Origin of the sequence: Sphingomonas sp. MS122, from assembly GCF_049532975.1 — a bacterium.
GTDB lineage: Bacteria > Pseudomonadota > Alphaproteobacteria > Sphingomonadales > Sphingomonadaceae > Sphingomonas.
In genome coordinates, this window is the sequence record NZ_CP186695.1 from 1,173,080 (window position 1) to 1,194,842 (window position 21,763).

The 21,763-nt window shown below is 68.5% G+C and carries 19 protein-coding genes and 1 tRNA gene; 11 read left to right on the top strand and 9 right to left on the bottom strand.

The window, feature by feature from the left end; translation table 11 throughout:
- Positions 1 to 177: 177 nt before the first annotated feature.
- The 4 genes from ACO227_RS05480 to ACO227_RS05495 are packed head-to-tail and all read left to right on the top strand — an operon-like array spanning position 178 to position 3,888.
- Positions 178 to 1,104, top strand: a complete 927-nt coding sequence (locus tag ACO227_RS05480) for a hypothetical protein (RefSeq protein WP_423605939.1) — start codon at positions 178 to 180, stop codon at positions 1,102 to 1,104.
- Entirely contained in the window at positions 1,101 to 1,631 is a 531-nt protein-coding gene (locus ACO227_RS05485) for a DUF2141 domain-containing protein (RefSeq protein ID WP_423605941.1), read from the top strand. Before ACO227_RS05480 ends, ACO227_RS05485 begins: the two co-directional genes overlap by 4 nt.
- A gap of 8 nt (positions 1,632 to 1,639) precedes the next feature.
- A complete protein-coding gene (locus tag ACO227_RS05490) occupies positions 1,640 to 2,821 on the top strand; it encodes a glycosyltransferase (protein ID WP_423605942.1) in 1,182 nt (393 codons plus the stop codon).
- On the top strand, positions 2,821 to 3,888 hold the full coding sequence (locus ACO227_RS05495) for a hypothetical protein (protein WP_423605944.1): 1,068 nt from the start codon (positions 2,821 to 2,823) through the stop codon (positions 3,886 to 3,888). Before ACO227_RS05490 ends, ACO227_RS05495 begins: the two co-directional genes overlap by 1 nt.
- Here the strand turns inward: ACO227_RS05495 and ACO227_RS05500 are convergent.
- A complete protein-coding gene (locus tag ACO227_RS05500) occupies positions 3,870 to 5,534 on the bottom strand; it encodes a dipeptidyl-peptidase 3 family protein (protein ID WP_423605945.1) in 1,665 nt (554 codons plus the stop codon). The two genes, ACO227_RS05495 and ACO227_RS05500, sit on opposite strands and share 19 nt — an antisense overlap.
- Before the next feature lie 106 nt (positions 5,535 to 5,640).
- On the opposite strand from ACO227_RS05500, the gene ACO227_RS05505 reads away from it, so the two are divergent.
- Positions 5,641 to 7,263: an alkaline phosphatase D family protein gene (locus ACO227_RS05505; protein WP_423605946.1), complete on the top strand. Its 1,623-nt coding sequence runs from the start codon at positions 5,641 to 5,643 to the stop codon at positions 7,261 to 7,263.
- A 127-nt stretch (positions 7,264 to 7,390) separates the two neighbouring features.
- Here the strand turns inward: ACO227_RS05505 and pepN are convergent, their stop codons facing one another.
- Complete coding sequence (gene pepN / locus ACO227_RS05510; RefSeq protein WP_423605948.1) at positions 7,391 to 9,991, bottom strand: aminopeptidase N; 2,601 nt, start codon at positions 9,989 to 9,991, stop codon at positions 7,391 to 7,393.
- A 110-nt stretch (positions 9,992 to 10,101) separates the two neighbouring features.
- On the opposite strand from pepN, the gene ACO227_RS05515 reads away from it, so the two are divergent.
- Together ACO227_RS05515 and ACO227_RS05520 are read left to right on the top strand one after the other, a co-directional pair.
- Positions 10,102 to 11,787, top strand: coding sequence for a M28 family metallopeptidase (locus ACO227_RS05515; RefSeq protein WP_423605949.1), 1,686 nt, complete (start codon positions 10,102 to 10,104; stop codon positions 11,785 to 11,787).
- A gap of 30 nt (positions 11,788 to 11,817) precedes the next feature.
- Positions 11,818 to 12,642, top strand: coding sequence for an NAD(P)-dependent oxidoreductase (locus tag ACO227_RS05520; RefSeq protein WP_423605950.1), 825 nt, complete (start codon positions 11,818 to 11,820; stop codon positions 12,640 to 12,642).
- On the opposite strand, the gene ACO227_RS05525 is transcribed toward ACO227_RS05520, so the two are convergent.
- Genes ACO227_RS05525 through ACO227_RS05535 form a run of 3 tightly spaced genes read right to left on the bottom strand, consistent with a single transcriptional unit; the run spans position 12,552 to position 15,377 of the window.
- A complete protein-coding gene (locus tag ACO227_RS05525) occupies positions 12,552 to 13,469 on the bottom strand; it encodes a DMT family transporter (RefSeq protein ID WP_423605952.1) in 918 nt (305 codons plus the stop codon). The genes ACO227_RS05520 and ACO227_RS05525 overlap by 91 nt on opposite strands.
- On the bottom strand, positions 13,466 to 14,467 hold the full coding sequence (locus tag ACO227_RS05530; RefSeq protein WP_423605954.1) for a threonine aldolase family protein: 1,002 nt from the start codon (positions 14,465 to 14,467) through the stop codon (positions 13,466 to 13,468). Before ACO227_RS05530 ends, ACO227_RS05525 begins: the two co-directional genes overlap by 4 nt.
- Before the next feature lie 58 nt (positions 14,468 to 14,525).
- A complete protein-coding gene (locus ACO227_RS05535) occupies positions 14,526 to 15,377 on the bottom strand; it encodes an SDR family oxidoreductase (protein WP_423605955.1) in 852 nt (283 codons plus the stop codon).
- A gap of 98 nt (positions 15,378 to 15,475) precedes the next feature.
- Between ACO227_RS05535 and ACO227_RS05540 the strand changes: the two genes are divergently transcribed.
- Together ACO227_RS05540 and ACO227_RS05545 are read left to right on the top strand one after the other, a co-directional pair.
- Positions 15,476 to 16,003: a hypothetical protein gene (locus ACO227_RS05540; RefSeq protein WP_423605957.1), complete on the top strand. Its 528-nt coding sequence runs from the start codon at positions 15,476 to 15,478 to the stop codon at positions 16,001 to 16,003.
- Complete coding sequence (locus ACO227_RS05545) at positions 16,003 to 16,485, top strand: DUF421 domain-containing protein (RefSeq protein WP_423605958.1); 483 nt, start codon at positions 16,003 to 16,005, stop codon at positions 16,483 to 16,485. The genes ACO227_RS05540 and ACO227_RS05545 overlap by 1 nt, the downstream gene beginning before the upstream one ends.
- A gap of 424 nt (positions 16,486 to 16,909) precedes the next feature.
- Here ACO227_RS05545 and ACO227_RS05550 read toward each other — a convergent pair whose 3' ends face one another.
- From ACO227_RS05550 to ACO227_RS05565, 4 genes are all read right to left on the bottom strand, one after another.
- Complete coding sequence (locus tag ACO227_RS05550; protein ID WP_423605959.1) at positions 16,910 to 17,935, bottom strand: GGDEF domain-containing protein; 1,026 nt, start codon at positions 17,933 to 17,935, stop codon at positions 16,910 to 16,912.
- A 124-nt stretch (positions 17,936 to 18,059) separates the two neighbouring features.
- Positions 18,060 to 18,602, bottom strand: a complete 543-nt coding sequence (locus ACO227_RS05555) for a peroxiredoxin (RefSeq protein WP_423605961.1) — start codon at positions 18,600 to 18,602, stop codon at positions 18,060 to 18,062.
- A 56-nt stretch (positions 18,603 to 18,658) separates the two neighbouring features.
- Entirely contained in the window at positions 18,659 to 19,762 is a 1,104-nt protein-coding gene (locus ACO227_RS05560) for a phospholipase A (protein WP_423605962.1), read from the bottom strand.
- A gap of 74 nt (positions 19,763 to 19,836) precedes the next feature.
- Positions 19,837 to 19,926 (bottom strand) — tRNA-Ser (locus ACO227_RS05565).
- A 177-nt stretch (positions 19,927 to 20,103) separates the two neighbouring features.
- Here ACO227_RS05565 and ACO227_RS05570 point away from each other — a divergent pair.
- Entirely contained in the window at positions 20,104 to 20,916 is an 813-nt protein-coding gene (locus ACO227_RS05570; protein WP_423605963.1) for a DUF1134 domain-containing protein, read from the top strand.
- A gap of 38 nt (positions 20,917 to 20,954) precedes the next feature.
- Positions 20,955 to 21,737 carry a histidinol-phosphatase gene (gene hisN, locus ACO227_RS05575; RefSeq protein ID WP_423605964.1) on the top strand — a complete coding sequence of 261 codons (783 nt, stop codon included), beginning with the start codon at positions 20,955 to 20,957 and terminating at the stop codon, positions 21,735 to 21,737.
- Positions 21,738 to 21,763: the final 26 nt, after the last annotated feature.

Here is a 21,763-nt window from a genome sequence, read left to right on the forward strand (position 1 = left end):
GGCTGCCCTGCTAAAGCCCAAATCGCCCCCAGAAGAAACCGCATTTTGCTGCCACCGGGCATCGCGGCGCATTTTGCGTCCGATGCCGGGTGCGGCTAAAGGCGCGCAAAAAACGTTACGTTCCCGGAGAAGGGCACCAGATTGGCCTATGTTGAACCACCGGGAGCGCAAGCTTCGATGAACACGACCGTTGCAGATCCGGCCCCGATCCGGGGGCCCGACATCGCCGGGCTGGAGCCGATCGAGAAGATCCGGCGCCGCTGGCCCGCGCTGCTCGGCGCTGGGCTCTCGCTGCTGATGATCGCGGGCCTGACGCACGAGCTGTTCGACAAGGGGCTCGCTGGCCTGTCGCAGACCGCGCCCGACACCTGGCTGTTCTACGTCTTCTTCGCGCTCATGTACCTGTGTGCGCCGACCTTCGATTATGTCATCTTTCGCCGCCTGTGGCGCATCCCGCTGCTCGGCGGCATGGTCGCGCTGCACCGCAAGCGCATCGCCAACGACGTCGTGCTCGGCTATTCGGGCGAGGCCTATTTCTACGCCTGGGCGCGGCAGCGCACCAAGATGGTGGCGGCGCCGTTCGGCGCGGTGAAGGACGTGTCGATCCTCTCGGCGATGGCCGGCAACGCGATCACGCTGGCGATGCTCGCGCTGGCGTTGCCTTTCGCCGCCGAGCTGCTGACTCCCGCGCAGTTCAAGACGGGCATGGTCTCGGCCGGCATCATCGTCGCGATGTCCGTGCCGTTCCTGCTGTTCTCACGCCGCGTCTTCTCGCTCGATCGCGGCACGCTCTGGTGGATCTTCGGCATCCAGAATCTGCGCCTCGTCGTCGGCTCGCTGCTGACCGCGCTCGCCTGGCATTTCGCAATGCCCGACGTCGCGCTCGGCATGTGGATCCTGCTCGCCGCGGCGCGCATGCTGGTCTCGCGCCTGCCCTTCGTGCCCAACAAGGACCTGCTGTTCGCGAGCTTCGCGATCATCCTGATCGGGCAGGGCCAGGCGATGGCCGAGCTGATGGCGTTCATGGCCGCGCTCACCCTGCTCGTCCATGTCGTGCTGATCGCCGGGTTCGCGCTGCTGGGCTTCGTCAGGAAGGACATATGAGCGCACGCTTCGCCGTTCCCGTCCTCCTCGCCACTGCCGTCCCCGCAACGCCCGCCCTGGCCCAGCCGGTGCTGGGCGAGGACGCGGCCGCGTGCAACGGCGGCAACGGCGCCGCGATCCGCGTGCAGATCGCCGGCCTCAAGGACCGCAGCGGACGGCTGAAGCTCGAGCTTTATCCCGCGAACGAGGACGACTTCCTCAAGGACGACACCAAGCTCAAGAACGAGGGCAAGTTCTTCCGCCGCATCTGGGCGACGACGCCGGCGAGCGGCGGTGTCGCCTTGTGCATCAGGGCGCCGCGCCCCGGCCGCTACGCTTTGCTCTTCACCCATGATCGCGACGGCAAGAACAAGTTCAACTTCTGGCGCGACGGGGTCGGCTTCCCGAGCAACCGCAAGCTCGGCCGCAGCCGCCCGAAATGGGAGGAAGCGACGATCAACCTGGGCGGCGGCGTCACCCGCGTGACGATCCGCGCCCAGTATCTGCGCGGCTTTTCGGGCTTCGCGCCCTATGACCCGAACGATTGAGGCAAGCCATGCGCATCGTCGACGTCAACGAATATTACTCCCCCACCGGCGGGGGCGTGCGCACCTATCTCGACCGCAAGATGCGTATCCTGGCCGAGCTCGGCCATGAGCTGATCGTCATCGCGCCATGGGACGAGGACCGGGTCGAGGACCGCCCCGATGGCGGGCGCATCTACTGGGTCAAGTCGCCGCCGCTGATCCTCGACCGCAACTATTGGCTGTTCCGCGACGGCGGCCCGGTCTGCGCATTGCTCGACGAGCTCAAGCCCGACGTGGTCGAAAATTGCTCGCCCTGGCGGCCGGCCTGGTTCATCGGGGACTGGCGCGGCGACGCGCTCAAGATCTTCTTCGCCCACAACGACAATATGGGCGCCTATCCGCATCGCTGGCTCGAAGGCATCGCCAGCCCCGAGCGCATCGAGCGCTGGTTCAGCTGGTACACGCGCTACATGGACAAGTTCCTGGGCAAGTACGACGCCTTCGTCACCAACGGCCCGGCGCTGGCCAAGCGCTATCGCGCGCGCGGGCTGCATGTCGACGCCGCGATGCCGCTGGGGATCGATCGCAACCATTTCTCCCCCGACCTGCGCGACGAGAAATTGCGCGCGTCGATGCTCGCCCAGCTCGACCTGCCGCCCGAGGCGCATCTGCTGATCGGGCTCGGCCGCCATCACAAGGAAAAGCGCTGGCCAGTGGTGATCGACGCGGTCGAGCGCGCCGGCGCGGACATGCCGGTCGGGCTGATGCTGCTCGGCGACGGCCCGCAGCGCGCGACGCTCGAGCGCCAGATCGCCGGCAACAGCCATATCCGCCTGTTCCGCCCGGTCTATGAGCGTGAGCGCTTCTGCCGCATCCTCGCCAGCGCCGACGCGCTGATCCACGGATCCGACCAGGAGCCGTTCGGACTCGTGGCGTCGGAGGCGCTGGCGTCGGGCCTGCCGCTGATCGTGCCCAATGACGGCGGCTGCGCCGAAGTCGCCGACCCGCTGTTCTCGGAGACCTATCAGCCCAAGGATTCGAAATCGGCCGCGGCGGCGATCCGCCGGCTGTTCGCGCGCGAGCCCGCGATCCTGCGCGCCGCCGCTCGCCACGCCGCGGGTCAGGTGCTGTCCGACCGCGACCATGCGATCGCGCTGGTCGACTATTACCGGGAACTGCTCGCTGGGCGGCGGCGGAGCGCCGTCGCCTGATGCCGGCAATCCCGCCGGCGCGCTTTGCCTGGCATGCCGACAAGGTCGATACGACGCTCGCCTCGATCCGCTACCGCATGCTCCAGCCGCTCGCGGCGCTGCAGGCGCGGGGGCTCCCGATCGAGCTGTTCGATCCGGCGCGCGCGCCCGAAAGCTATGACGCGATCATCTTCTGCAAGTCGCAGGGCGAAAGCGCGGTCGAGATCGCCGCGGCGGCGCGGGGCGCGGGGCGCGGGGTGATCTACGACATGTGCGACAATCTGTTCGCCGCGCATCGCGTCGGCCACGCCTCCGCCGCACGGATCGAGCGCGTGCGAAAGCTGCTCGGACTCGCGACCCACACCACCTTCTCGACCGCGACGCTCGCCGAGCAGATCGCGGACGAGGTCGCGTTCGACGCGCCGCGCCTCGTGATCCCCGACGCGCTCGACGTCGCCACGCCGCTCGACGCGCCCGCACCGAGCCTCCGCGAACGCTGGGAGCTCCGCCGCCTCCATCGCTTCCTCGCGCGGCACCCGGACGCACTGCATTGCGTCTGGTTCGGCAAGAGCCTCGGCCGAGTCTCGGGCTATGTCCATATCGACGAGGCCGTGACGCAACTGCGTGAATTCGCGGCGGCGAGCGGCACGAAGGTGACGCTGACCGTGATCAGCAACGACCGGCTCGGCTTCTGGCGCGCCGCGCCGCGCTGGAAGCTGCCGCTGCATTACATGCCTTGGACCCAGGCGACCGCATCGCAGGCGATCGGCGCGCATCGCGTCGCGGTGATCCCGCTCGAAAGCAACACCTACACCGCGGGCAAGACCATGAACCGGCCGGCGACGGCCTTGCTGCTCGGGCTCGGCGTGGTGGCGGACGCCATCCCCTCCTACGAGGAGCTGCGCCCGTTCCTTTCGCTCGACGACTGGCAGGGCGGCCTCGCGCGTTACCGCGAATGGTCGGACGAGACGCAGGCGCAGCTCGAAGCGGGGCGCCGCCACCTCTCCGAGCGCTACAGCGCCGATGCGGTGGCGAAGCGCTGGGCCGAGGTGCTGGGCCTGCCTGAGCCTCAGACCCGGTTCGGATAGACCGGGACGATATCGACCGGGATCGCCTGCATTGACGCGATCACCGCCTTGGCGTGATCGTCGAGCACCGCCCACTTCGCCATGAACGCCTTGACGCCCGCATAGTCGCCATTGCCCTGCAGCACGATCATGTCGCGCAGCAGGTCGCGCAGCCCCGCCTCGAACTTCGCGTCGTCGATGCGGAAGCGGCCGGCCTTGGCGTCCCAGGCGAATGCCCCCTTGGCCTTGAGATAGCCATACTGCATCGCCGCGCCCTGGCCGTGCGCTTCCTCGATCCCGAAGCGCATCGCCCGGAAGGTGCCGGTGAGATAGGTGGCGAAGAGCTGCGGCTTCTCCGCCACGGGCAGCTCGCCCTTTTGCATCATGAACAGGATGTTCCAGGCGCCCATCACGTCGGCCTTGGCTTCCTCGAGCCCCGAGGCCTGGTCCTTGAGCGCCTCGCTCACCGTGGTCTTCTGTCCGTTGACGATGATCGTGCCCGGCCCGAGGCTGTGCGACAGCTCGTGGAACAGCGTCTCGAGCTGCATGTACTTCTTGGCCACGAGCCTGGCCTGGTCGGGCACGAGCACCAGCGGGGCCATCGGCGCGAGGATACGCTCATACTTGGCGCCGAGGACGTTGGAGAGGATCACCTTCTTCGCGCCCTTGGCCTCGCGCACGCGCTCGTCATTGGGCAGGTTGAAGGCAATGGTCTGCACGCCGGGGACGTTGTCGCCGCCGCCGCGGACCTGCTCGGCGACCGCGATCGGGCTTTCGAAGCCGCGCTGGAAGTTCTTGTACTTTTCCTCGACCGGGAGGTTCGCCTCCATCGCGCGGAGATAGGTCTTGTACTTGTCGAGCGCGGCGGATTCCTTGGGGTCCTTGAGCGTCACGAAGCTCTCGAACGCGGTCTTCTGGCCGTGGAGCCGGTCGGTATAGACTTCGTACGGCCCGATCGCGACCTCGATCGGGGTATCCTTGAGGTCCATCCAGGCCAGCTCGGACTCGAAATAATCGTCGGTCAGGAAGGCCTTGGCGCGCAGCGTCAGGAACTTCTTGAGGCTGGGATTGCTGGTGATCGCCGCGGCCTCGTTGAGCAGCCGCGCCGCTTCGGTGAGCTCGGTCCTGAACGCCACCGAATAAGGGATCGCCTTGAGCTTCGCGCCGTCGCGCACGACGATCGTATAGGGGCTGGTCAGCGCGGCCTTCTCACCCGGGTTCCTGGCGAGATAGGCGTCGAACGCCTCCTTGGTCAGGTCCGCCGGGTAAAAGCCGGCACCCGGAGGCATCTTCGCCTCGCCGAAGAAGGGGCGATTCTCGGCGAGATCGTCCCACGGGCCGAAATAGCGATCGTACATTTCGAGCGGGAGCCCGCCGCCCGCCTTCTCGATCGCCGCGCGCGTCTGCTTCCAGTTGGCGTCGCGCTGGGCGCGATAGATCAGCGACATCTGCTCCGACGCCTGGATCAGCAGGTTGACGACCTTGCGTTCCTCGTCGGTCAGGAAGCTCGTGTCGGGCTTCATCTCGATCACCGCCAGCTTCGCCTTCTGCGCGGCGAGGTCATAGCCCTCGGCATCCGCCGCCGCGGTCGCATTGTTCCCCGCGGAGGGCGCCTGGTTGCAGCCGGCTGTGGCGAGAAGCAGCGCGGCGAGGGCGGTTTTGCGCATCGGTAACTCCTGAAACCTTTGGTTGCGGCAAGCTCTAGCCCTGCGAAGATGAACTGTCACGAACCGGCCATATGCCCGCGCCAAGCAGCCCGCAGGGAGACTTGTCATGACCATCCGCATCGATCGCCGTTCGTTCGTCCTCACCGGCACCTTGGGGCTCGGCGCCTGGGCGATTCCTGGCTTCGCGCAGGGGCCGAACTGGATCGTCGACGGCTTCACCCATTCGGTCGCGAGCGGCGAGCCGGGGCCGGACTCGATGCTGTTGTGGACTCGCTATGTCGGCAAGGGCGATTCGGCGAAGCTCAAGGTCGAGGTCGCCGAGAGCGCCGACTTCGCCAGGGTCGTGGCGGGCGGCGAGGCCATCACCGGCCCGTGGCGCGACTGGACGAGCAAGATCGTGGTCAGCGGCCTCAAGCCCGGCACGCGCTATCACTATCGCTTCGTCGCGCCCGACGGCAGCTTCTCGCCGGTGGGCCAGACCCGCACCCTGCCCGAGGGCGGCGCGGCGCGCTTCGGCATCGCGGTGTTCTCCTGCTCCAATCTCGGCTTCGGCTATTTCAACGCCTATGGCCATGCCGCGGCGCGCGACGACGTCGACCTCGCGGTGCACCTCGGCGACTATATCTACGAATATCCGCAAGGAAATTACCCGGCGCTCGACGAGGTCGTCGCCAACCGCCTGCAGCTCCCGGCGACCGAGATCCTCCATCTCGCCGACTATCGCCTGCGCTATGCGAGCTACCGCAGCGACCCGGACCTGCAGGCGCTGCACGCCGCCAAGCCGATGCTGATCCAGTGGGACGATCACGAATCGGCCAATGACAGCTGGGAGGGCGGCGCGCAGAACCACACGCCCGGCAAGGAGGGCGACTGGAGCATCCGCCGCGCCGCCGCGATGCAGGCGTGGCGCGAATGGATGCCGGTCTCCGACGAGCCGTGGAAATCCTATGAGATCGGCGGCCTCGCGACGCTGTTCCGCACCGAGACCCGGCTGCTCGGGCGGACCAAGCCCCCGTCCGCGGCCCCCTTCTTCGGCGCCGCCGATCCGGTCGCGGCGCTGACCGCGTTCCGCGACGGAGCATGGCAGGATCCCGCGATGACGATGATGGGCTGGGAGCAGGAAGCGTGGCTCGCGGCCGAGCTCGCGCGCTCGGTCAGGGCCGGCACGCGCTGGCAGCTGGTCGGCTTTGGCACGATCATGGGCAAATCGGTGGCGCCCAGGCAGGCGATGGAGTGGCTCAAGCCCGACGCCTCGGAAAGCTCGAAGCGCTATGTGAAGGCGGGCGTGACCATGGCCGCGCTCGGCTTGCCGATGAACCTCGACAACTGGGGCGGCTATCCGGCGGCGCGGGCGCGCTTCCTCAAGGCCGCACAAGCGGCGAACGCCAATCTCGTGGTCATCGCGGGCGACAGCCACAATGCCTGGGCCTATGACCTGGCGCAGGACGGCAAGCCCGCCGGCGTCGAGTTCGCCGGGCAGGCGGTGACTTCGCCCGGCTACGAGAGCTCGATCGGCGTCGACCCCGAGATCGTCGCCCGCGCCCTGGTCGAGACCAATCCCGAGCTCAAATGGTGCGACACCTCGCGCCGCGGCTACATGGCGCTGACGCTGACCCCGGACAGCGTGCGCAACGACTGGATGTTCGTGGACACGATCAAGCAGCGCACGGCCGCCGCCAGCATCGGCCACACCGCCACCGTCGCGCGCGGGCGCAACATGATGGCATGACGGGTATCCGAGTACCCGAAAGTCTCAAAGGTCATACTGCTACGTGCGCGAGGACGCGGCAGGATCGACGATAAGAAAGCGCGCTCCGAGGCTTGCAAGCCGGATCCAACATTGCAAGCCCGAGGGGTCAGCCCTCGAGGCTCTTGCCGACCTGCTCGGTCATGTCCTTGCTGAGGCCGGGCGTCGCGAGGATACGTTCGAGCTGGGCGCGCATTTTCGCGGCGCGCCCCTCGTCGAAGCGCTTCCACCGCCCCAGCGGCGGGACCAGCTTGGCCGCGGTCTGCGGATTGAGCTTGTCGAGCGCGATCAGCTGATCGGCGACGAAGCGGTAGCCGCGTCCGTCGCCCGAGTGGAACGCACGCTGGTTGACCGCGAACGCACCGACCAGCGCGCGGGCGCGGTTGGGGTTGGCGAGGGTGAAGTCGGGGTGCAGCGCCAGCGCCTCGACCGCTGACGCCGTGTCCTCGCGCGTCGACAGCGCCTGGGTCTGGAACCATTTGTCGAGCACCAGCGCATTGTCGGCGTAGCGATGGTAGAAGATGTCGAGCGCCGCTTCGCGCTTGTCGGACTTGCTGTTGACCAGGGTGGTGAGCGCGCCCTGGCGATCGGTCATGTTGTCCGCGCCCACGAACTGGCCGAAGGCGATGCCGGGTCCGTCCGCCGCCCCGCTCGCATTGATGTAGCCGAGCGCCACCGTCTTGAGCCGTCGCGCGCCCTTGCCCGCGGGCGAATATTCGAAGCGATTGGCCTTCACCCCATCATAGGCGGCGCGCCATTGCTGCTCGAGCGCCTTGCCGAGATCGCGGCGCAAAGCCTCGCGTTTCTGGAAGATCAGCTCGGGATCGACCACGGTCAGCTGGTCGCCGATGAAACTGTCCGACGGCAGCAGCACCGCCTCCGCAACGAACGCCTTGTCGAGCGCGGGGTCGGCGAGGGTGTTGGCGACCGCCTCGATCACCGGCCCATGATCGGCGCGGCCCTGAGTCACCGCCGCGACCAACGTGTCGAGCATCAGCTGCTGCATCGCCTCGTAGCGCGCGAAGGGATCGTCGTCATGCGCCGAGAGGAAGGCGAGGTCGGCGGCGGTGCGGTTGGTGTCGACGATCACCGGGGCCGAGAAGCCGCGGTTGATCGACAGCACCGGACGCTCGGTCACGCCGTCGAAGCGAAGCTCCGCCGTGTTGTCCGACAGCAGCACCAGCTGTTCCTCGCCGACCGGCTTGGCGGTCTCGCCGCCGAACAGCTTGAGCTTGAGCGGGAGCACCATCGGCGCCTTGTCAGGCTGGCCGGGGGTCGGCGGCACGTTCTGCGCGAGCTTCAGCAGCGCGCGGCCATTGCCCGCCTCGTGCGTCAGCGTCGCGGTGACGCGCGGGGTGCCCGCCTGCGAATACCAGCGGCGGAATTGCGTCAGGTCGATCCCGCCCGCCTCCTCCATGCACGCGACGAAATCCTCGCACGTCGCCGCGGTGCCGTCGAAGCGCCGGAAATAGAGGTCGGTCGCGGCGCGGAACTTCTGGGGCCCGAGGATCGTGGCCATCATGCGGATGACCTCGGCGCCTTTGTTGTAGATCGTCGCGGTGTAGAAGTTGCTGATCTCGAGATATTCGTCGGGGCGCACCGGATGCGCGAGCGGTCCGGCGTCCTCGGGGAACTGGGCGGCGCGCAGGCCCCGGACATCCTCGATCCGCTTGACCGCTGCGCTGCCCTGGTCGGCCGAGAAGCTCTGGTCGCGGAAGACGGTGAAGCCCTCCTTGAGCGACAGCTGGAACCAGTCGCGGCAGGTGACGCGGTTGCCCGACCAGTTGTGGAAATATTCGTGCGCCACCACCGCGGCGACCGCGTCATAGTCGTAATCGGTGGCGGTGTCGGGATCGGCGAGGATGTAGCGGCTGTTGAAGATGTTCAGCCCCTTGTTCTCCATCGCGCCGAAATTGAAGTCGTCGACCGCGACGATGTTGAACACGTCGAGATCGTACTCGCGGCCATAGAGCTTCTCGTCCCACGCCATGCTGAGCTTCAATGCGTGGAGTGCGTGATCGGTCTTGGGCAGGTCGGCTTCGCGCACCCAGATGCCGAGCTGCACCTCGCGCCCCGACAGCGTCGTGAAGGTGCCGCGATTGGCGGCGAGGTCGCCCGCGACCATCGCGAAGAGATAGCAGGGCTTGGGGAAGGGATCGTGCCACTCGGCCCAGTGCCGGCCGCCCTCGGCCTCGCCCTGCGCGACCGGATCGCCATTGGCCAGCAGCACCGGGAAGCGCGCCTTGTCGGCGGTCATCGTCACCCGATATCTGGTCAGCACGTCGGGCCGGTCGGGGAAGAAGGTGATGCGGCGGAAGCCCTCGGCCTCGCACTGAGTGCAGAGGTTCCCGCCCGAGGCATAGAGGCCCATCAGCTGGGTATTGCGCTCGGGCGCGATCTCGACCTGCGTCTCGATGACATGGAGGTCGCCGGGCAGCGCGATCACCAGCGTCGGGCCATCCATCTCATAGGGGTGCTCGGCGCCGTCGACCTTGACGGCGAGCGGCGTCAGCCCGTCGCCGTCGAGGCGCAGGACGCGGTCGTGCGCGCCGTTGCGCTCGACCGTGAGCTTCGCGATCACCCGCGTCTTCGCCGGATCGAGATCGAAGTCGAGCGCGATCTCCGGCACCAGCCAGTCGGGCGCGCGATAGTCTTCGCGGCGGGTAACGGCGGGAGCAGCTGGCGGCGTGGCGTCGAGAGCGTCGATCATGGGACAGCCTATAGTGAGGCGCCGGCGCCCGGCGCCACGGAAAATTGCGTTGCGGTGTGTCGCCGGAATGCTACGCCTCGGCGCACGATTTGTTCAACGAAAGTCCCCGAATGCTGCGTCCGACGCTCACGCTCGCCCTGTTCAGCCTCGCCATCGCCGCTTCCGCGCAGGAAGCGAAGCCCGAGACCGCCGCACCGGCGCCGACCGCCGCCGAGACCAACGCCTTCGTCAACGCGCCGCTTCCCGCCGACCAGGCGGCGATGAAGGCGCATGTCATGTTCCTCGCCTCCGACGCGATGCAGGGACGCGAGGCGGGCACCAACGAATATGAGATCGCCGCGCAATATGTCGCCGCGCAATTCTATGCCGCCGGACTCAAGCCCGCGGGCGTCGACGGCAGCTATCTCCAGCCGGTGCCGCTGCTGAGCTTCCGCCCCGCGGACAAGGGCACGCTCACCGTGACGCGCGGCAATGCCGCGCCGGTCAATCTGGTGTTCGGCGAGGATTACATCCCCGGCGGCAATCCCGAGAAGGAAAGCACGGTGATCGACGCGGGCGTCGTGTTCGCCGGCTATGGCATCGTCGCCCCGCAGCACCAGCGCGACGACTACAAGGGCGTGGACGTCAAGGGGAAGATCGTCGCGATCTTCTCGGGCGCGCCGGGCGCCTTCGACGGCGAGGAACGCGCGCATTTCGGCAGCAACGCCAACAAGGCCGCGATCGCGGCAAGCAAGGGCGCGGCGGGGGTGATCATCCTCGAGACCCCGGCTTCGGCCAAGGTGCGCCCCTTCTCGCGCCTGACCGACGTGTGGGACGAGTGGCGCATGACCTGGGCCGACGCGCAGGGCAATGGGCACCTTCCGGCGAAGGGCACGCCGACCGTCGCCTCGGTCAGCATCAAGGGCGCGGCCAAGCTGTTCGGCGGCGACAAGGCCTGGGCCGCGGCGGTCAAGGCGGCGGATGCGGGCAAGCCGGTGGTGGCACCGTTCGCGAGCGGCGCGAAGCTCGCCGTCGCGCTCAAGACCGAGCGCAAGACCGTCACCAGCAGCAACGTCGCCGGGATCATCCCCGGCAGCGATCCCAGGCTCAAGGACGAGGTGGTCGTGCTCTCCGCGCATCTCGACCATGTCGGCACGGGCAAGGCCGACGAACGCGGCGACACGATCTACAATGGCGCGATGGACAATGCGATGGGCATCGCCTCGCTGATCGAGGAGGCGAAGCGCTTCCAGGCTTCGGGCAAGCCGCCGCGCCGCTCGGTCATGTTCCTCGCCGTAACCGCGGAGGAAAAGGGGCTGATCGGCGCCGACTATTTCGCGCACAACCCGACCGTGCCAAAGGCCAACCTCGTCGCCAACGTCAATCTCGACATGCCGGTGATCACCTACAAGTTCGAGGACATGATCGCGTTCGGCGCGGCGCGCTCGACGCTGGGCGCGACGGTCGCGCGCGCGACCGCGAGCGTCGGGGTGGGCGTCGGTCAGGATCCGATGCCCGAGCAGGGCTTCTTCGTCCGCTCCGACCATTACCGCTTCGTCCAGCAGGGCATCCCCTCGGTGTTCCTGTGGCCGGGCATGGCGGGCGTCGGCCGCGCGGCGTTCGACGAGTTCCTCGCCAAGCACTATCACCAGCCGTCGGACGAGGTGTCGAACAAGGCGATCCTGTGGGATCAGGGGGTGCGCTTCATCGAGGCCAACTACGCCATCGCGCGCGAGATCGCCGACGCCGATGCGCGGCCGGCATGGAAGAAGGGGGACTTCTTCGGGGTGCTGTACAACGGATATGGCGCGAAGTGAGCTGATCCTTCCCGGTCCGGGGAGGGTCTGATGCGCCTGTTCGTCTTCGGCCTCGGCTATGCCGCGTCGCACATCGCCGCGCGGTTGCCGGATGCGCGGATCGCGGCGACGGGAAGCGCGGGCGGGATCGCCTTCGACGACGCCGAGCGCGTGCGGTTCGAGCTCGCCAACGCGACGCACATCCTCTCCTCGGTGCCGCCGGGCGAGGACGACCCGGTCCTCGCCGCCTATGGCGACACGCTTGCCGGGAGCGGGGCGTGGCTCGGCTATCTTTCCTCGACCGGGGTCTATGGCGACACGGGCGGGGCATGGGTCGACGAGCATGCGCCGACCGGCACCGGACGGCGCGGCGCGCGAGCCACGGCGGACGCGGCCTGGCTGGCATTGGGCGCACGCGTGTTCCGGCTGCCCGGCATCTACGGCCCCGGCCGCTCGCCGCTCGACCGCATTCGCGCGGGCGAGGCGAAGCGGATCGACGTCCCGGGCCAGATATTCAGCCGAGTTCATGTCGCGGACATTGCCAGCGGCGTGATCGCGGGCTTCGACGCGCCGACGGGCGCCTACAACCTCGCGGACGACGAACCCGCGCCGCAGAGCGAGGTCATCGCCTTCGGCTGCCGTCTGCTCGGGCTACCTGTACCGCCTTTGGTGCCACTGGAGGAAGCCAGTCTCTCGGCGCCCGCCCGCGCCTTCTATTCGGAGAACCGCCGCGTCGCCAACGGCAAGGCCAAGCGCGTGCTCGGCTGGCGGCCGCTCTACCCGGACTATCGGTTGGGCCTGCGGGCCCTCAACGCCAGCACCAGTCCCGCGCCCGCGAGCAGCGCGCCGCCCGCGGCCAGCCAGGACCAGCGATAGCCCTCGAACAGCGTCGAGAGCAGCATCGCCAGCACTGGAATGATCACGCTCGAATAGGCCGCCTTGGCCGGCCCGATCTTGCGCAGCACGCTGAAATAGAGCGGGAACGACACCGCCGAGCCGAGGATGCCGAGATACAGCACCCCGGCGATGTAGCTCGGCCGCGTGTCGAGCACCGGCGGGCCCGTGGTGATCCAGGCGAACGCCCCGTCCATCGCCGCGCCGAGCAGCATCGCCCAGCCGAGCATCGTCGCCATCGGATAGGCCTTGGCCGTCTCCCCCGCCTGCATGACGTTGGCGATCGAGGCGGAGAGCACGCCGAGCATGGTGAGCCCGATGCCGAGATAGACCTCGCCGCTCGCCGCCGGATCGCGGCGGATCTCGTGCAGGAAGAGCAGCGCCACGCCCGCCATCGCGATCAGCGAGCCGACGATCAGCTGGCGTCCCAGCCTTTGCCCCAGGAAGATGCGCGCGAGGATCGCGTTGGGCACCAGCAGCAGCGCGAACACCACCGCGACCAGGCCCGAGGTCACATGCCCCTCGGCGCGATAGACGAAATTGAAGTTGAGCACGAACTGGAACAGGCCCATCAGCACCGCGAAGCCGACGCCGCGCGTGTCCAGCCGCAGCGGCTGGCGCGTGATCGCGGCCCAGGCCAGCATCGCGATCCCGGCGATCAGGAAGCGGTAGGTGACCGACCAGGTCGGCGGCACCGTGCCGAGCTGGCCGGTGATGACGATCCAGGTCGATCCCCAGATCAGCGTCACCGCCGCGAACGGCAGCAGCACCGCGAGCCGCGCGGAATTGGGCGCCGCCGCCTCGCTCATAGCGCCGCGATGGCTTCCGCCAGCGGGCGCACCGTGGCTTCGTCCTGATCCCAGGAGACGACCAGCCGCACTTCCCCCGGCCCCCAGTCGTAGAAGTCGAAGCCGCGCGCGCGCAGCGCCGCCGCCTCGCCGGGCGTCACGTTCAGGAACACCGCGTTGGATTGCACCGGATGGGCCAGCCGGCCCCGCGCCGCCTGTCCCAGCAGCGCGGCCCCGGCATTGGCCGCGCGCGCGTGGCGCAGCCACAGCCCGTCGTCGAGCATCGCCAGCAACTGCACCGCGAGGAAGCGCCCCTTGGACTGGAGATGCCCGGCGCGCTTGCGGCGGATGCGCGCGGCATCGGCCAGGTCGGGGCGGAAGAAGACCAGCGCCTCGGCCCCCATCCCGCCATTCTTGATGAAGCCGAAGCTCAGCGCGTCGATCCCCGCGCGCCAGGTGAGGTCGGCGGGCGAACAGCCGAGATGCACCACCGCATTGGCGAAGCGCGCGCCGTCCATGTGCAGCCCGAGCCCGCGCGCCTTCGCGAGCGCGCCGATCGCCGCGACCTCGTCGGGCGCATAGGCCAGGCCATATTCGGTGACGTTGGTGATCGAGATCGCGTGCGGCTGCACCCAGTGCACGCCGGGCTTGATCGCATCGATCACCTTTGCGATCGCCGCCGGCGTCAGCTTGGCGCCCGGGCCCTCGGCGAGCAGCAGCTTGGCGCCATGGGTGAAGAATTCGGGCGCACCCGCCTCGTCGGCCTGGATATGCGCCTCGCGGTGGCACACCACCCCGCCATAGGGCGGGCACAGCGCGGCGACTGCGAGGCAATTGGCGGCGGTGCCGGTCGGTACCCACAGCACCGCGACCTCGGTCTCGAACAATTCGGAAAAGCGCGCATCGAGCGCCGCGCTCCAGCGGTCGCCGTCATACGCCGTATCCTGCACGTTCGCCTTCGCCAGCGCCGCGAGCACCTCGGGACAGGCGGGCGCGGCGTTGTCGGAGAAGAAGCGCATGGCGCCCCATGCGCTCGGCGACTCACGCCGTCAACGGTCGTCCGTCGAACGACCAACGCTACCCGTTGACGATCGTCCCGCCATTGGGATGGAGCACTTGGCCCGACATGTAGCTCGAGTCCTCGCAGGCGAGGAACAGGAAGCTCGGCGCGACCTCGTTGGGCTGGCCGGGGCGGCCCATCGGCGTGTCCTCGCCGAAATTCTCGAGCTTCTCGGGGCTCGCGCCGCCCATCGGGTTGAGCGGAGTCCAGATCGGGCCGGGCGCGACCGCGTTCACGCGGATGCCCTTTTCGATGAGATTCTCCGACAGCGAGCGAGTGAAGGCGGTGATCGCGCCCTTGGTGCTCGAATAGTCGAGCAGTTCCTTCGACCCCTGGTACATGGTGACCGAGGTGCAGTTGATGATCGCCGATCCCTCGCCGAGATGCGGCAGCGCGGCCTGCACCAGGTAGAACATGCCGAAGATGTTGGTCTGGAAGGTGCGCAGCAGCTGTTCCTCGGTGATGTCGCGGATGTCCTTGTCGGGGTGCTGCTCGCCGGCATTGTTGACGAGGACGTCGAGCCGCCCGAACGCCTCGATCATCGCCTCGACCGCGCGGTCGCACATCTTCCTGGAGCCGATATCGGCCTTGATCGTGATCGCGCGGCCGCCCTCGGCCTCGACGATCGCCTTGGTGTCCTCGGCATCCTTGTCCTCGAGCAGATAGAGGATCCCGATATCCGCGCCCTCGCGCGCGAACAGCGCCGCGACCGCGCGGCCGATGCCGCTGTCCGCGCCGGTGATCAACGCCGCCTTGCCCGCGAGCCGCCCCGAGCCGGGATAGCGCGGCTGCCATTGCGGCCTGGGATCGAGCTTGTGCTCGTCGCCGGGCAGCGCGTCCTCATGGATCATTTCCGCCGTGTCGGTCATCGTTCCTACTCCGTGGTTACGGAGAGAACCGGCGGGCGCGGCGCCGGGTTCCGCCGCGCGAAACCTTGCACGGCGATCGGTCGTTACAACTTCGAACCATGTCCGCGAACTCGCCAAGTCCGGCCTATCCCGACGGGATCGCCCCCGCCTCCGAGCGGCGCGGCGCGAACCTCAACTGGCTCTCGCTCGCGGTGCTCGGCGCGGTGATGCTGGCGGCGCTGCTCGGCGCGTTCGGCGGCGGCCGGGCGCGCAGCCTGGCCGCCGACACGCCCGCGGCCCGGCTCGAAATCCATACCCCGCGCGTGCTGCGCAACGGCACCTTCTTCGAGACCCGGCTCCATGTCACGGCAAAGGCGCCGATCGCCGAGGCGGTGGTCGTGGTCCCGGCATCGCTGTGGCGCGACATGACGATCAACACGATGATCCCCGCGCCCGGCGAGGAGAAGGCGGACAAGGGCGCGTTCCGCTTCAGCTATGGCGCGCTCGACGCCGGGCAGGTGCTCGAGATCAAGATCGACGGCCAGATCAACCCGCCGCTGTTCGCCGGGACCCGCGGCGCGATCGAGCTGCACGACGGCGAACGCCCGCTCGCGGCGATCCCGGTCGGAATCACGGTGCTGCCCTGATGGACATCGTGATCCGCTCCACGATCATGTTCGCGATCCTGTTCGCGCTGCTGCGGCTGATGGGCAAGCGCGAGCTCGGGCAGATGACGCCGTTCGAGCTGGTGCTGCTGGTGGTGATGGGCGACTTGATCCAGCAAGGGATCACGCACAACGACTTCAGCCTGACCGGAGCAACGCTGGCGATCGCGACCTTCGCCTTCTGGACGGTGGTGCTGGGCTGGGTGGTCTATCTCTCGCCGCGTGCGCAGCGTGTGGTCGAGGGCACGCCGCGGGTGCTGGTCCGCGAGGGCGCGCTGGTCGCGGCCAATCTCAAGCGCGACCGGTTGACCCGAGCGGAGATCGAATCGGAAATGCGGCTGGCGGGCATCGCGCGGTTGGACGATGTCGCCTGGGCGATCCTCGAACCCGAGGGGAGGATCAGCTTCATCAAGCGGGACGGCGACAGCGATTCGTCGCGCCCCGACAATCCCAAGGCCACCTGACTGGTCGCCCGGGGCCTGCGGGGCTCAGGCGATGATGCCCGAGCCCTGCGTGGCGGTGGTGGTGAGGATCATCGCGCCGGTGAGACCGAACGAGACGAGAGCGACGAGGATCTGGCGTGCCATCTTCTTTCTCCTGTTGGCAGGTCCGGTCAGGCGACCGGACCCATGCTGACGGTGTTGGCGATCATCACCGCGGTGAACGCGGCGGCGCCGACCAGCGAGAGCGCGTAGCGGCTGAAAGCTTCGAAACGGAGGGCCATGATCTTAACTCCCTGTGCAATCCGCCAGACCATCCGGCGGGATGCCAAGGTAGTTGCAGGGTGCGTGCCAGTTTCTATAACTAGCTGAATTTAAAGGAGTTATTATTTTATTGCCGATAACTCTGGCGAATCTCACCAAACAATATGGTGCAAATTCCCAACAATCAGCTGGCGCGGACGCAGTTTCGCCCATCCTTTTTCGCGGCATAGAGCAGCCGGTCGGCACGGCCGAAGCTGGTGCCGAAGGATTCCCCCGCCGCGACCCGCGTGAGCCCCGCCGAGAAAGTGATCTCGCCGAGCGGCTCGTCGGTCTCGCGCAGGCGGTAGCGCTTGGCGGCGACCGTCGCGCGGGCATTGTCGAGCGTGACCCGCGCACGCTCGATATCGGCGTCGGCGAACAGGATGGCGAATTCCTCGCCGCCATAGCGCGCGACGAGCTGCGCCGGGCAGCTCTCGATCAGCGCCTCGCCGATCGTCTTGAGCACGCGATCACCCACCGCATGGCCGAACCGGTCGTTGACCGCCTTGAAATGATCGACGTCGCACACCGCGACGCACATGCCGTCGCCGATATCCAGTTGCGCGGCAAAGGCCTCTTCGAACGCGCGGCGATTGGGCAGGCCGGTCAGCGGATCGCGGCGGGCATTGTCGCGCGCTTCCTCGAGCTTGTCGCGCAGCTCGCTCGCCTCGCGCGTCGCGTTCTCAAGGCGCATCTCGGCGCTGTGGACGCGTTCGAGCATCGTCGCGGTGACGCGCGTGAGCTCGTCGAGCAACGCGCCTTCGGTGCGGTCGCCGAACCGGCGGATCGCATCGGCGCTCGCCTCGAGATCGCGGCCGAAGCCCTGGGTCTCGACGCGCATCGCCTGCACCATGTCCTGAAAGCCCTCGACCTGCATCTGGGTCCGGGCGACGAGGCCGTCTGCCTTCTCGCGCGTGCCGCGTGCGCTTGCCGGGCTGTCGCAGCCGAGCGACGCGATGTCGCGCTGCGTCAGGCGGACGCCGCCGTCGGTGAGCGCGGCGACCGCCTTCGCCAGCGGGCCTGCGGGGTCGTGGAGCAGATGCCAGGCGAACGCGAAGTTCGCCGGATCGGGCTCCAGCCGCTGATCGAACAGAAATGTGCCGATGCGCTCGTACAACAGCCGGCCCGGATCCCCGGCCTCGACTGGACGCGCGGCCCTCGCCACCGTCATAAATCCATCCCCACGTCCATCCGCGGGCGCCGTCCACACGCGCCCGCCAACGCCTTCCGATGAACCTGGGTCTATGCGCTAACTGCTAACATCCCGTGAAATCGTTTCGAGCCTAATAAGCATATTATTTCTGCCGCTTAGCCCGCCATTCCTTGACCGCGGCGAGGGTGTTGCGGATGTGCGGCGCGGGGCTCATGTCGCTGTGCGCGTAGAGGATCTTGCCGTCGGGCGCGATCACGAAGCTGGTGCGGCTGGCCATCGCGGTCTTGGTGCCGTTGCGCTTCAATGCGACGTCATAGCCGTCGATGATCGCCGGGGTCGCCTGCGCCACCGCGAACTTGCTCGCGCAATCCTTGGTCGAGAAATCCTTGAGCTTGTCGATCGGATCGGCGGCCATGCCGATCACAGTCGCCCCGGCCGCCTTGAACTCGGGCGTCGCCGCGGCGAAGGCCTGCGCCTCGGCGCTGCAGCCCGGCGTGAACGACATCGGGTAGAAATAGAGCACCACCGGGCCCTTCTTGAGCTGGGCCTTGAGGTGGAGCTTGAATTCCTTGCCCCCAAGCGCGCCGACCGTGTTGAAGTCGGGTGCGGACGCGCCGGCGGCGAGCTGCGCCGAGGCGGGAATGGCAGCGGTCAGGGCAAGGGCGGCGATCAGGGCGACACGCATCGGGACTTCTCCTTCGTTCGGGCGGACTATGCGCCCCTGCAACCTTGCCGCCAAGCCTAGCGGGTGAGCGAAATGCCGAGCCGCGCATGCGTGTCGCGGCGGCGATAATCGTCGAGCGCTTCGCCGAAGCCGGTGAAGCCCTGGCCGAACAGATAGATGCCGAACCCGCCGCCCAGATCGGCGAGCGGATAGGAAGCGAACAGCTCGGCCGCGCCGCGACCGCTGTCGGGGCTGCCGCGCACGTTGAGGCTGAGCTTGACGCCGTCCGGCTTGACCAGGGTGAGGCCCAGCGAGGCATTGCCCCAATAGCGGTCGAGATCGGGGGCGACGCCTTGCTTGCCGACATAGACCCAAGCCTGCGGCGTCACTTCGGCACGCCAGCCCTCGCCGAGGTCGAACGCCTTGGTGAAGCGCGCGAAGATGCGGTTCGAATCGATCGAGGTGCCCGTCCCCTCGCCGTTCGAATCGTGCCGCCAGCCGACCCCGAACGCCGCGGTCTCGTCGACCGTCTTCTCGTAGAAGACCTCGGGCGAATAGGTGGTGTGCGCGAACGGGCCCGAGGGGAGGTCGAGCCGCCAGAACATCGTCTGGGTATAGGCGAACTTGAACCCGCTGAGCGCGCTCTCGTCGCGGAACGGCTGGAAGGCGAAGCTGAACTGCAGCTTGGCGCCCGAATCGCCCGGGCCGAACACGCCGTAGACCGGCTCGTGCGGCGCGAAGCGGGTGAGGAAGCCCGACGAGGTGCCGGCCGAGCGGCGCACCTCGATCTCGCCGTCCGGATTGGCGGCCGCGGCGGCGCGGACGTCGGCGGGATAGGCCCTGCCCACGCCGGGCGGGAGCTCGCCCGCCGTCTTCGGCGGCGGCGCGGGGCGCGCGGCATAGGCGACGGGAACGTAGCGCGCCTTGACGAAGCCGCCGGGCGCAATCGTCGCGGCGGGAACGGGCAGCCGCTCGAGCGTCATCCGCGTGCCGTCGGCCGCGGTCACCTCGATCTGGCGCGGGCCCTCGGCGGGAACGGGCGCGGCGCCCTCGTTGAGCAGGATCACCTCGACCCCGCGCAATGCCTCGCGCTCGGAAGCCGGCTGGGTCGGGACGGCGCGCACCTGCGCGGCGGCGGGGACGGCGGCAACGGCGAAGGGGAGGACAAGCAGGCAACGCATCGCGGCCGGAGATGCCAGCAAGCGATGACGATTGCGAGTCGCTAGGCGCGGCGTCGAGCGGCAGGCCGGGCCGGTGGCGGAGACGGAGGGATTCGAACCCTCGGCACGGTTCCCCGTACGACGCTTTAGCAAAGCGTTGGTTTCAGCCACTCACCCACGTCTCCGGTCCAGCGGCGGAGCGCGGGCTATAGCGAGCCGCGTGCGGGCGATCAATGGGGCGTTGGACGGCATTTGAACGCGCAGGCGACTCGGGTGGACGCAAAATCGACTCGGGTCATCGCCCGTTCATTGCCGCCGTCCCACCAGCGGACCTAATGGCAGGCTGGCGGGAGGGTTTACCAATGCGGCGCGTACTGATCGGACTCATGATGGCACTGGCGGCGCCGATGGCGGCCGCCCCGGCGCTGGCGCAGAGCATCCGCACCGTCGACCCCAACAGTGCGATCGACGCCGACCTCGACCAGCCGCAGACCACGACCCCGCCCGCACAGGATCCGATCGCCGCCGAGCAGGCGCCGCCGCCCGGCGACGAGGCGGTCGATCCCGGCGCCGACTATACCCCGCCTGCCGACTCCACCTCCGGCGAGACCGCGCCGCCGGTCACCGCCGCCCCGGCGGGCACGGCCGCGCCCGTGGCCGGCGCCAACGGCCTCGCCAAGCCCGACGCGCCCACCACCTTCGACCGGGTGCGCCTCGTCGCCGCGGCCGAGGGCGTGTTCGGCAAGGGCGCGAGCGGCCTTGCCGCGCTGATCGAGGACATCCTCAAGGAGCAGGGCGAGCCCAACGCCTATATCGCCGGGAGCGAGGGCTCGGGCGCGATCGTGGTCGGGCTGCGCTACGGCTCGGGCCAGATGGTCCATGCGGTCGAGGGCGAGCGCAAGGTGTTCTGGACCGGGCCGTCGGTCGGCTTCGACATCGGCGGCGACGCCAACAAGGTGTTCGTGCTGGTCTACAACCTCTACGACAGCCAGGAGCTCTACAAGCGCTTCCCGGCGGGCGAGGGCCGGCTCTATTTCGTCGGGGGCTTCTCGGCGAGCTATCTGCGCCGCGGCGACGTGGTGCTGATCCCGGTGCGGCTCGGCGTCGGCTGGCGCGCGGGCGCCAATGTCGGCTATATGAAGTTCAGCGAGAAGAGCCGCTGGTTCCCCTTCTAAGCTTGGCAGGGGCGCGACGCTGCGGCTAGGGCCGTGGCATGCCAGTTTCCCAAGCCGATATCGATCTCGCCGAGCGCCTCGCCGATGCCGCAGGCGCGGCGATCCGCCCCTATTTCCGCACCGAGCACGGGCTCGAGGCCAAGGCCGACGCCTCGCCCGTGACGCTCGCCGACAAGGCGGCCGAGGCGGCGATGCGGCGGCTGATCATCGCCGAGCGGCCGATGGACGGCATCGTCGGCGAGGAGGAGGACGACCGCCCCGGCACCAGCGGCCGTACCTGGGTGCTCGACCCGATCGACGGCACGCGCAGCTTCATCGTCGGGCGCCCGATCTTCGGCACGCTGATCGCGCTGCTCGAGGATGGCTGGCCGGTGCTCGGCATCATCGACCAGCCGGTCATCGGCGAGCGCTGGCTCGGCGTCACCGGGCGCGAGACGCTGTTCAACGGCACGCCCGCCGCCGCGCGCACCTGCCCCGAGCTGTCCAAGGCGCTGCTCGCCACCACCTCGCCCGCTTTGTTCAGCGACGACCAGCTCCACGCCTTCGAGCATGTCGACGCCGCGGTGATGAGCACGGTGCTCGGCGGCGACTGCTATAATTACGGCCTGGTCGCCTCGGGCCATCTCGACCTGGTGATCGAGGCGGGGCTGAAGCTGCACGACTTCGCCGCCCTGGTGCCGGTGGTCGAGGGCGCGGGCGGGCGGATGTGCGACTGGCAGGGCGACCCGCTCCATGCCGGGAGCAACGGCGAGGTGATCGCCGCGGGCGACCCGGCGCGGATCGAGGAGATCATCGAGGCGCTCGCCTGCCGCGGGCATTGAGCGCCGGAAGTTTACACTAGGTTGAC

Excerpts from the sequence above, each read along its gene's own strand:
- ACO227_RS05485 (WP_423605941.1), top strand. The coding sequence starts at position 1,101 with ATGAGCGCACGCTTCGCCGTTCCCGTCCTCCTCGCCACTGCCGTCCCC.
- ACO227_RS05495 (WP_423605944.1), top strand. The coding sequence starts at position 2,821 with ATGCCGGCAATCCCGCCGGCGCGCTTTGCCTGGCATGCCGACAAGGTC.
- ACO227_RS05555 (WP_423605961.1), bottom strand. The coding sequence starts at position 18,602 with ATGCGTGTCGCCCTGATCGCCGCCCTTGCCCTGACCGCTGCCATTCCC.
- ACO227_RS05525 (WP_423605952.1), bottom strand. The coding sequence starts at position 13,469 with ATGAGCGAGGCGGCGGCGCCCAATTCCGCGCGGCTCGCGGTGCTGCTG.
- hisN (WP_423605964.1), top strand. The coding sequence starts at position 20,955 with ATGCCAGTTTCCCAAGCCGATATCGATCTCGCCGAGCGCCTCGCCGAT.
- ACO227_RS05480 (WP_423605939.1), top strand. The coding sequence starts at position 178 with ATGAACACGACCGTTGCAGATCCGGCCCCGATCCGGGGGCCCGACATC.
- ACO227_RS05505 (WP_423605946.1), top strand. The coding sequence starts at position 5,641 with ATGACCATCCGCATCGATCGCCGTTCGTTCGTCCTCACCGGCACCTTG.
- ACO227_RS05540 (WP_423605957.1), top strand. The coding sequence starts at position 15,476 with ATGTCCGCGAACTCGCCAAGTCCGGCCTATCCCGACGGGATCGCCCCC.
- ACO227_RS05545 (WP_423605958.1), top strand. The coding sequence starts at position 16,003 with ATGGACATCGTGATCCGCTCCACGATCATGTTCGCGATCCTGTTCGCG.
- ACO227_RS05560 (WP_423605962.1), bottom strand. The coding sequence starts at position 19,762 with ATGCGTTGCCTGCTTGTCCTCCCCTTCGCCGTTGCCGCCGTCCCCGCC.
- ACO227_RS05570 (WP_423605963.1), top strand. The coding sequence starts at position 20,104 with ATGCGGCGCGTACTGATCGGACTCATGATGGCACTGGCGGCGCCGATG.
- ACO227_RS05530 (WP_423605954.1), bottom strand. The coding sequence starts at position 14,467 with ATGCGCTTCTTCTCCGACAACGCCGCGCCCGCCTGTCCCGAGGTGCTC.
- ACO227_RS05515 (WP_423605949.1), top strand. The coding sequence starts at position 10,102 with ATGCTGCGTCCGACGCTCACGCTCGCCCTGTTCAGCCTCGCCATCGCC.
- pepN (WP_423605948.1), bottom strand. The coding sequence starts at position 9,991 with ATGATCGACGCTCTCGACGCCACGCCGCCAGCTGCTCCCGCCGTTACC.
- ACO227_RS05500 (WP_423605945.1), bottom strand. The coding sequence starts at position 5,534 with ATGCGCAAAACCGCCCTCGCCGCGCTGCTTCTCGCCACAGCCGGCTGC.
- ACO227_RS05520 (WP_423605950.1), top strand. The coding sequence starts at position 11,818 with ATGCGCCTGTTCGTCTTCGGCCTCGGCTATGCCGCGTCGCACATCGCC.
- ACO227_RS05550 (WP_423605959.1), bottom strand. The coding sequence starts at position 17,935 with ATGACGGTGGCGAGGGCCGCGCGTCCAGTCGAGGCCGGGGATCCGGGC.
- ACO227_RS05535 (WP_423605955.1), bottom strand. The coding sequence starts at position 15,377 with ATGACCGACACGGCGGAAATGATCCATGAGGACGCGCTGCCCGGCGAC.
- ACO227_RS05490 (WP_423605942.1), top strand. The coding sequence starts at position 1,640 with ATGCGCATCGTCGACGTCAACGAATATTACTCCCCCACCGGCGGGGGC.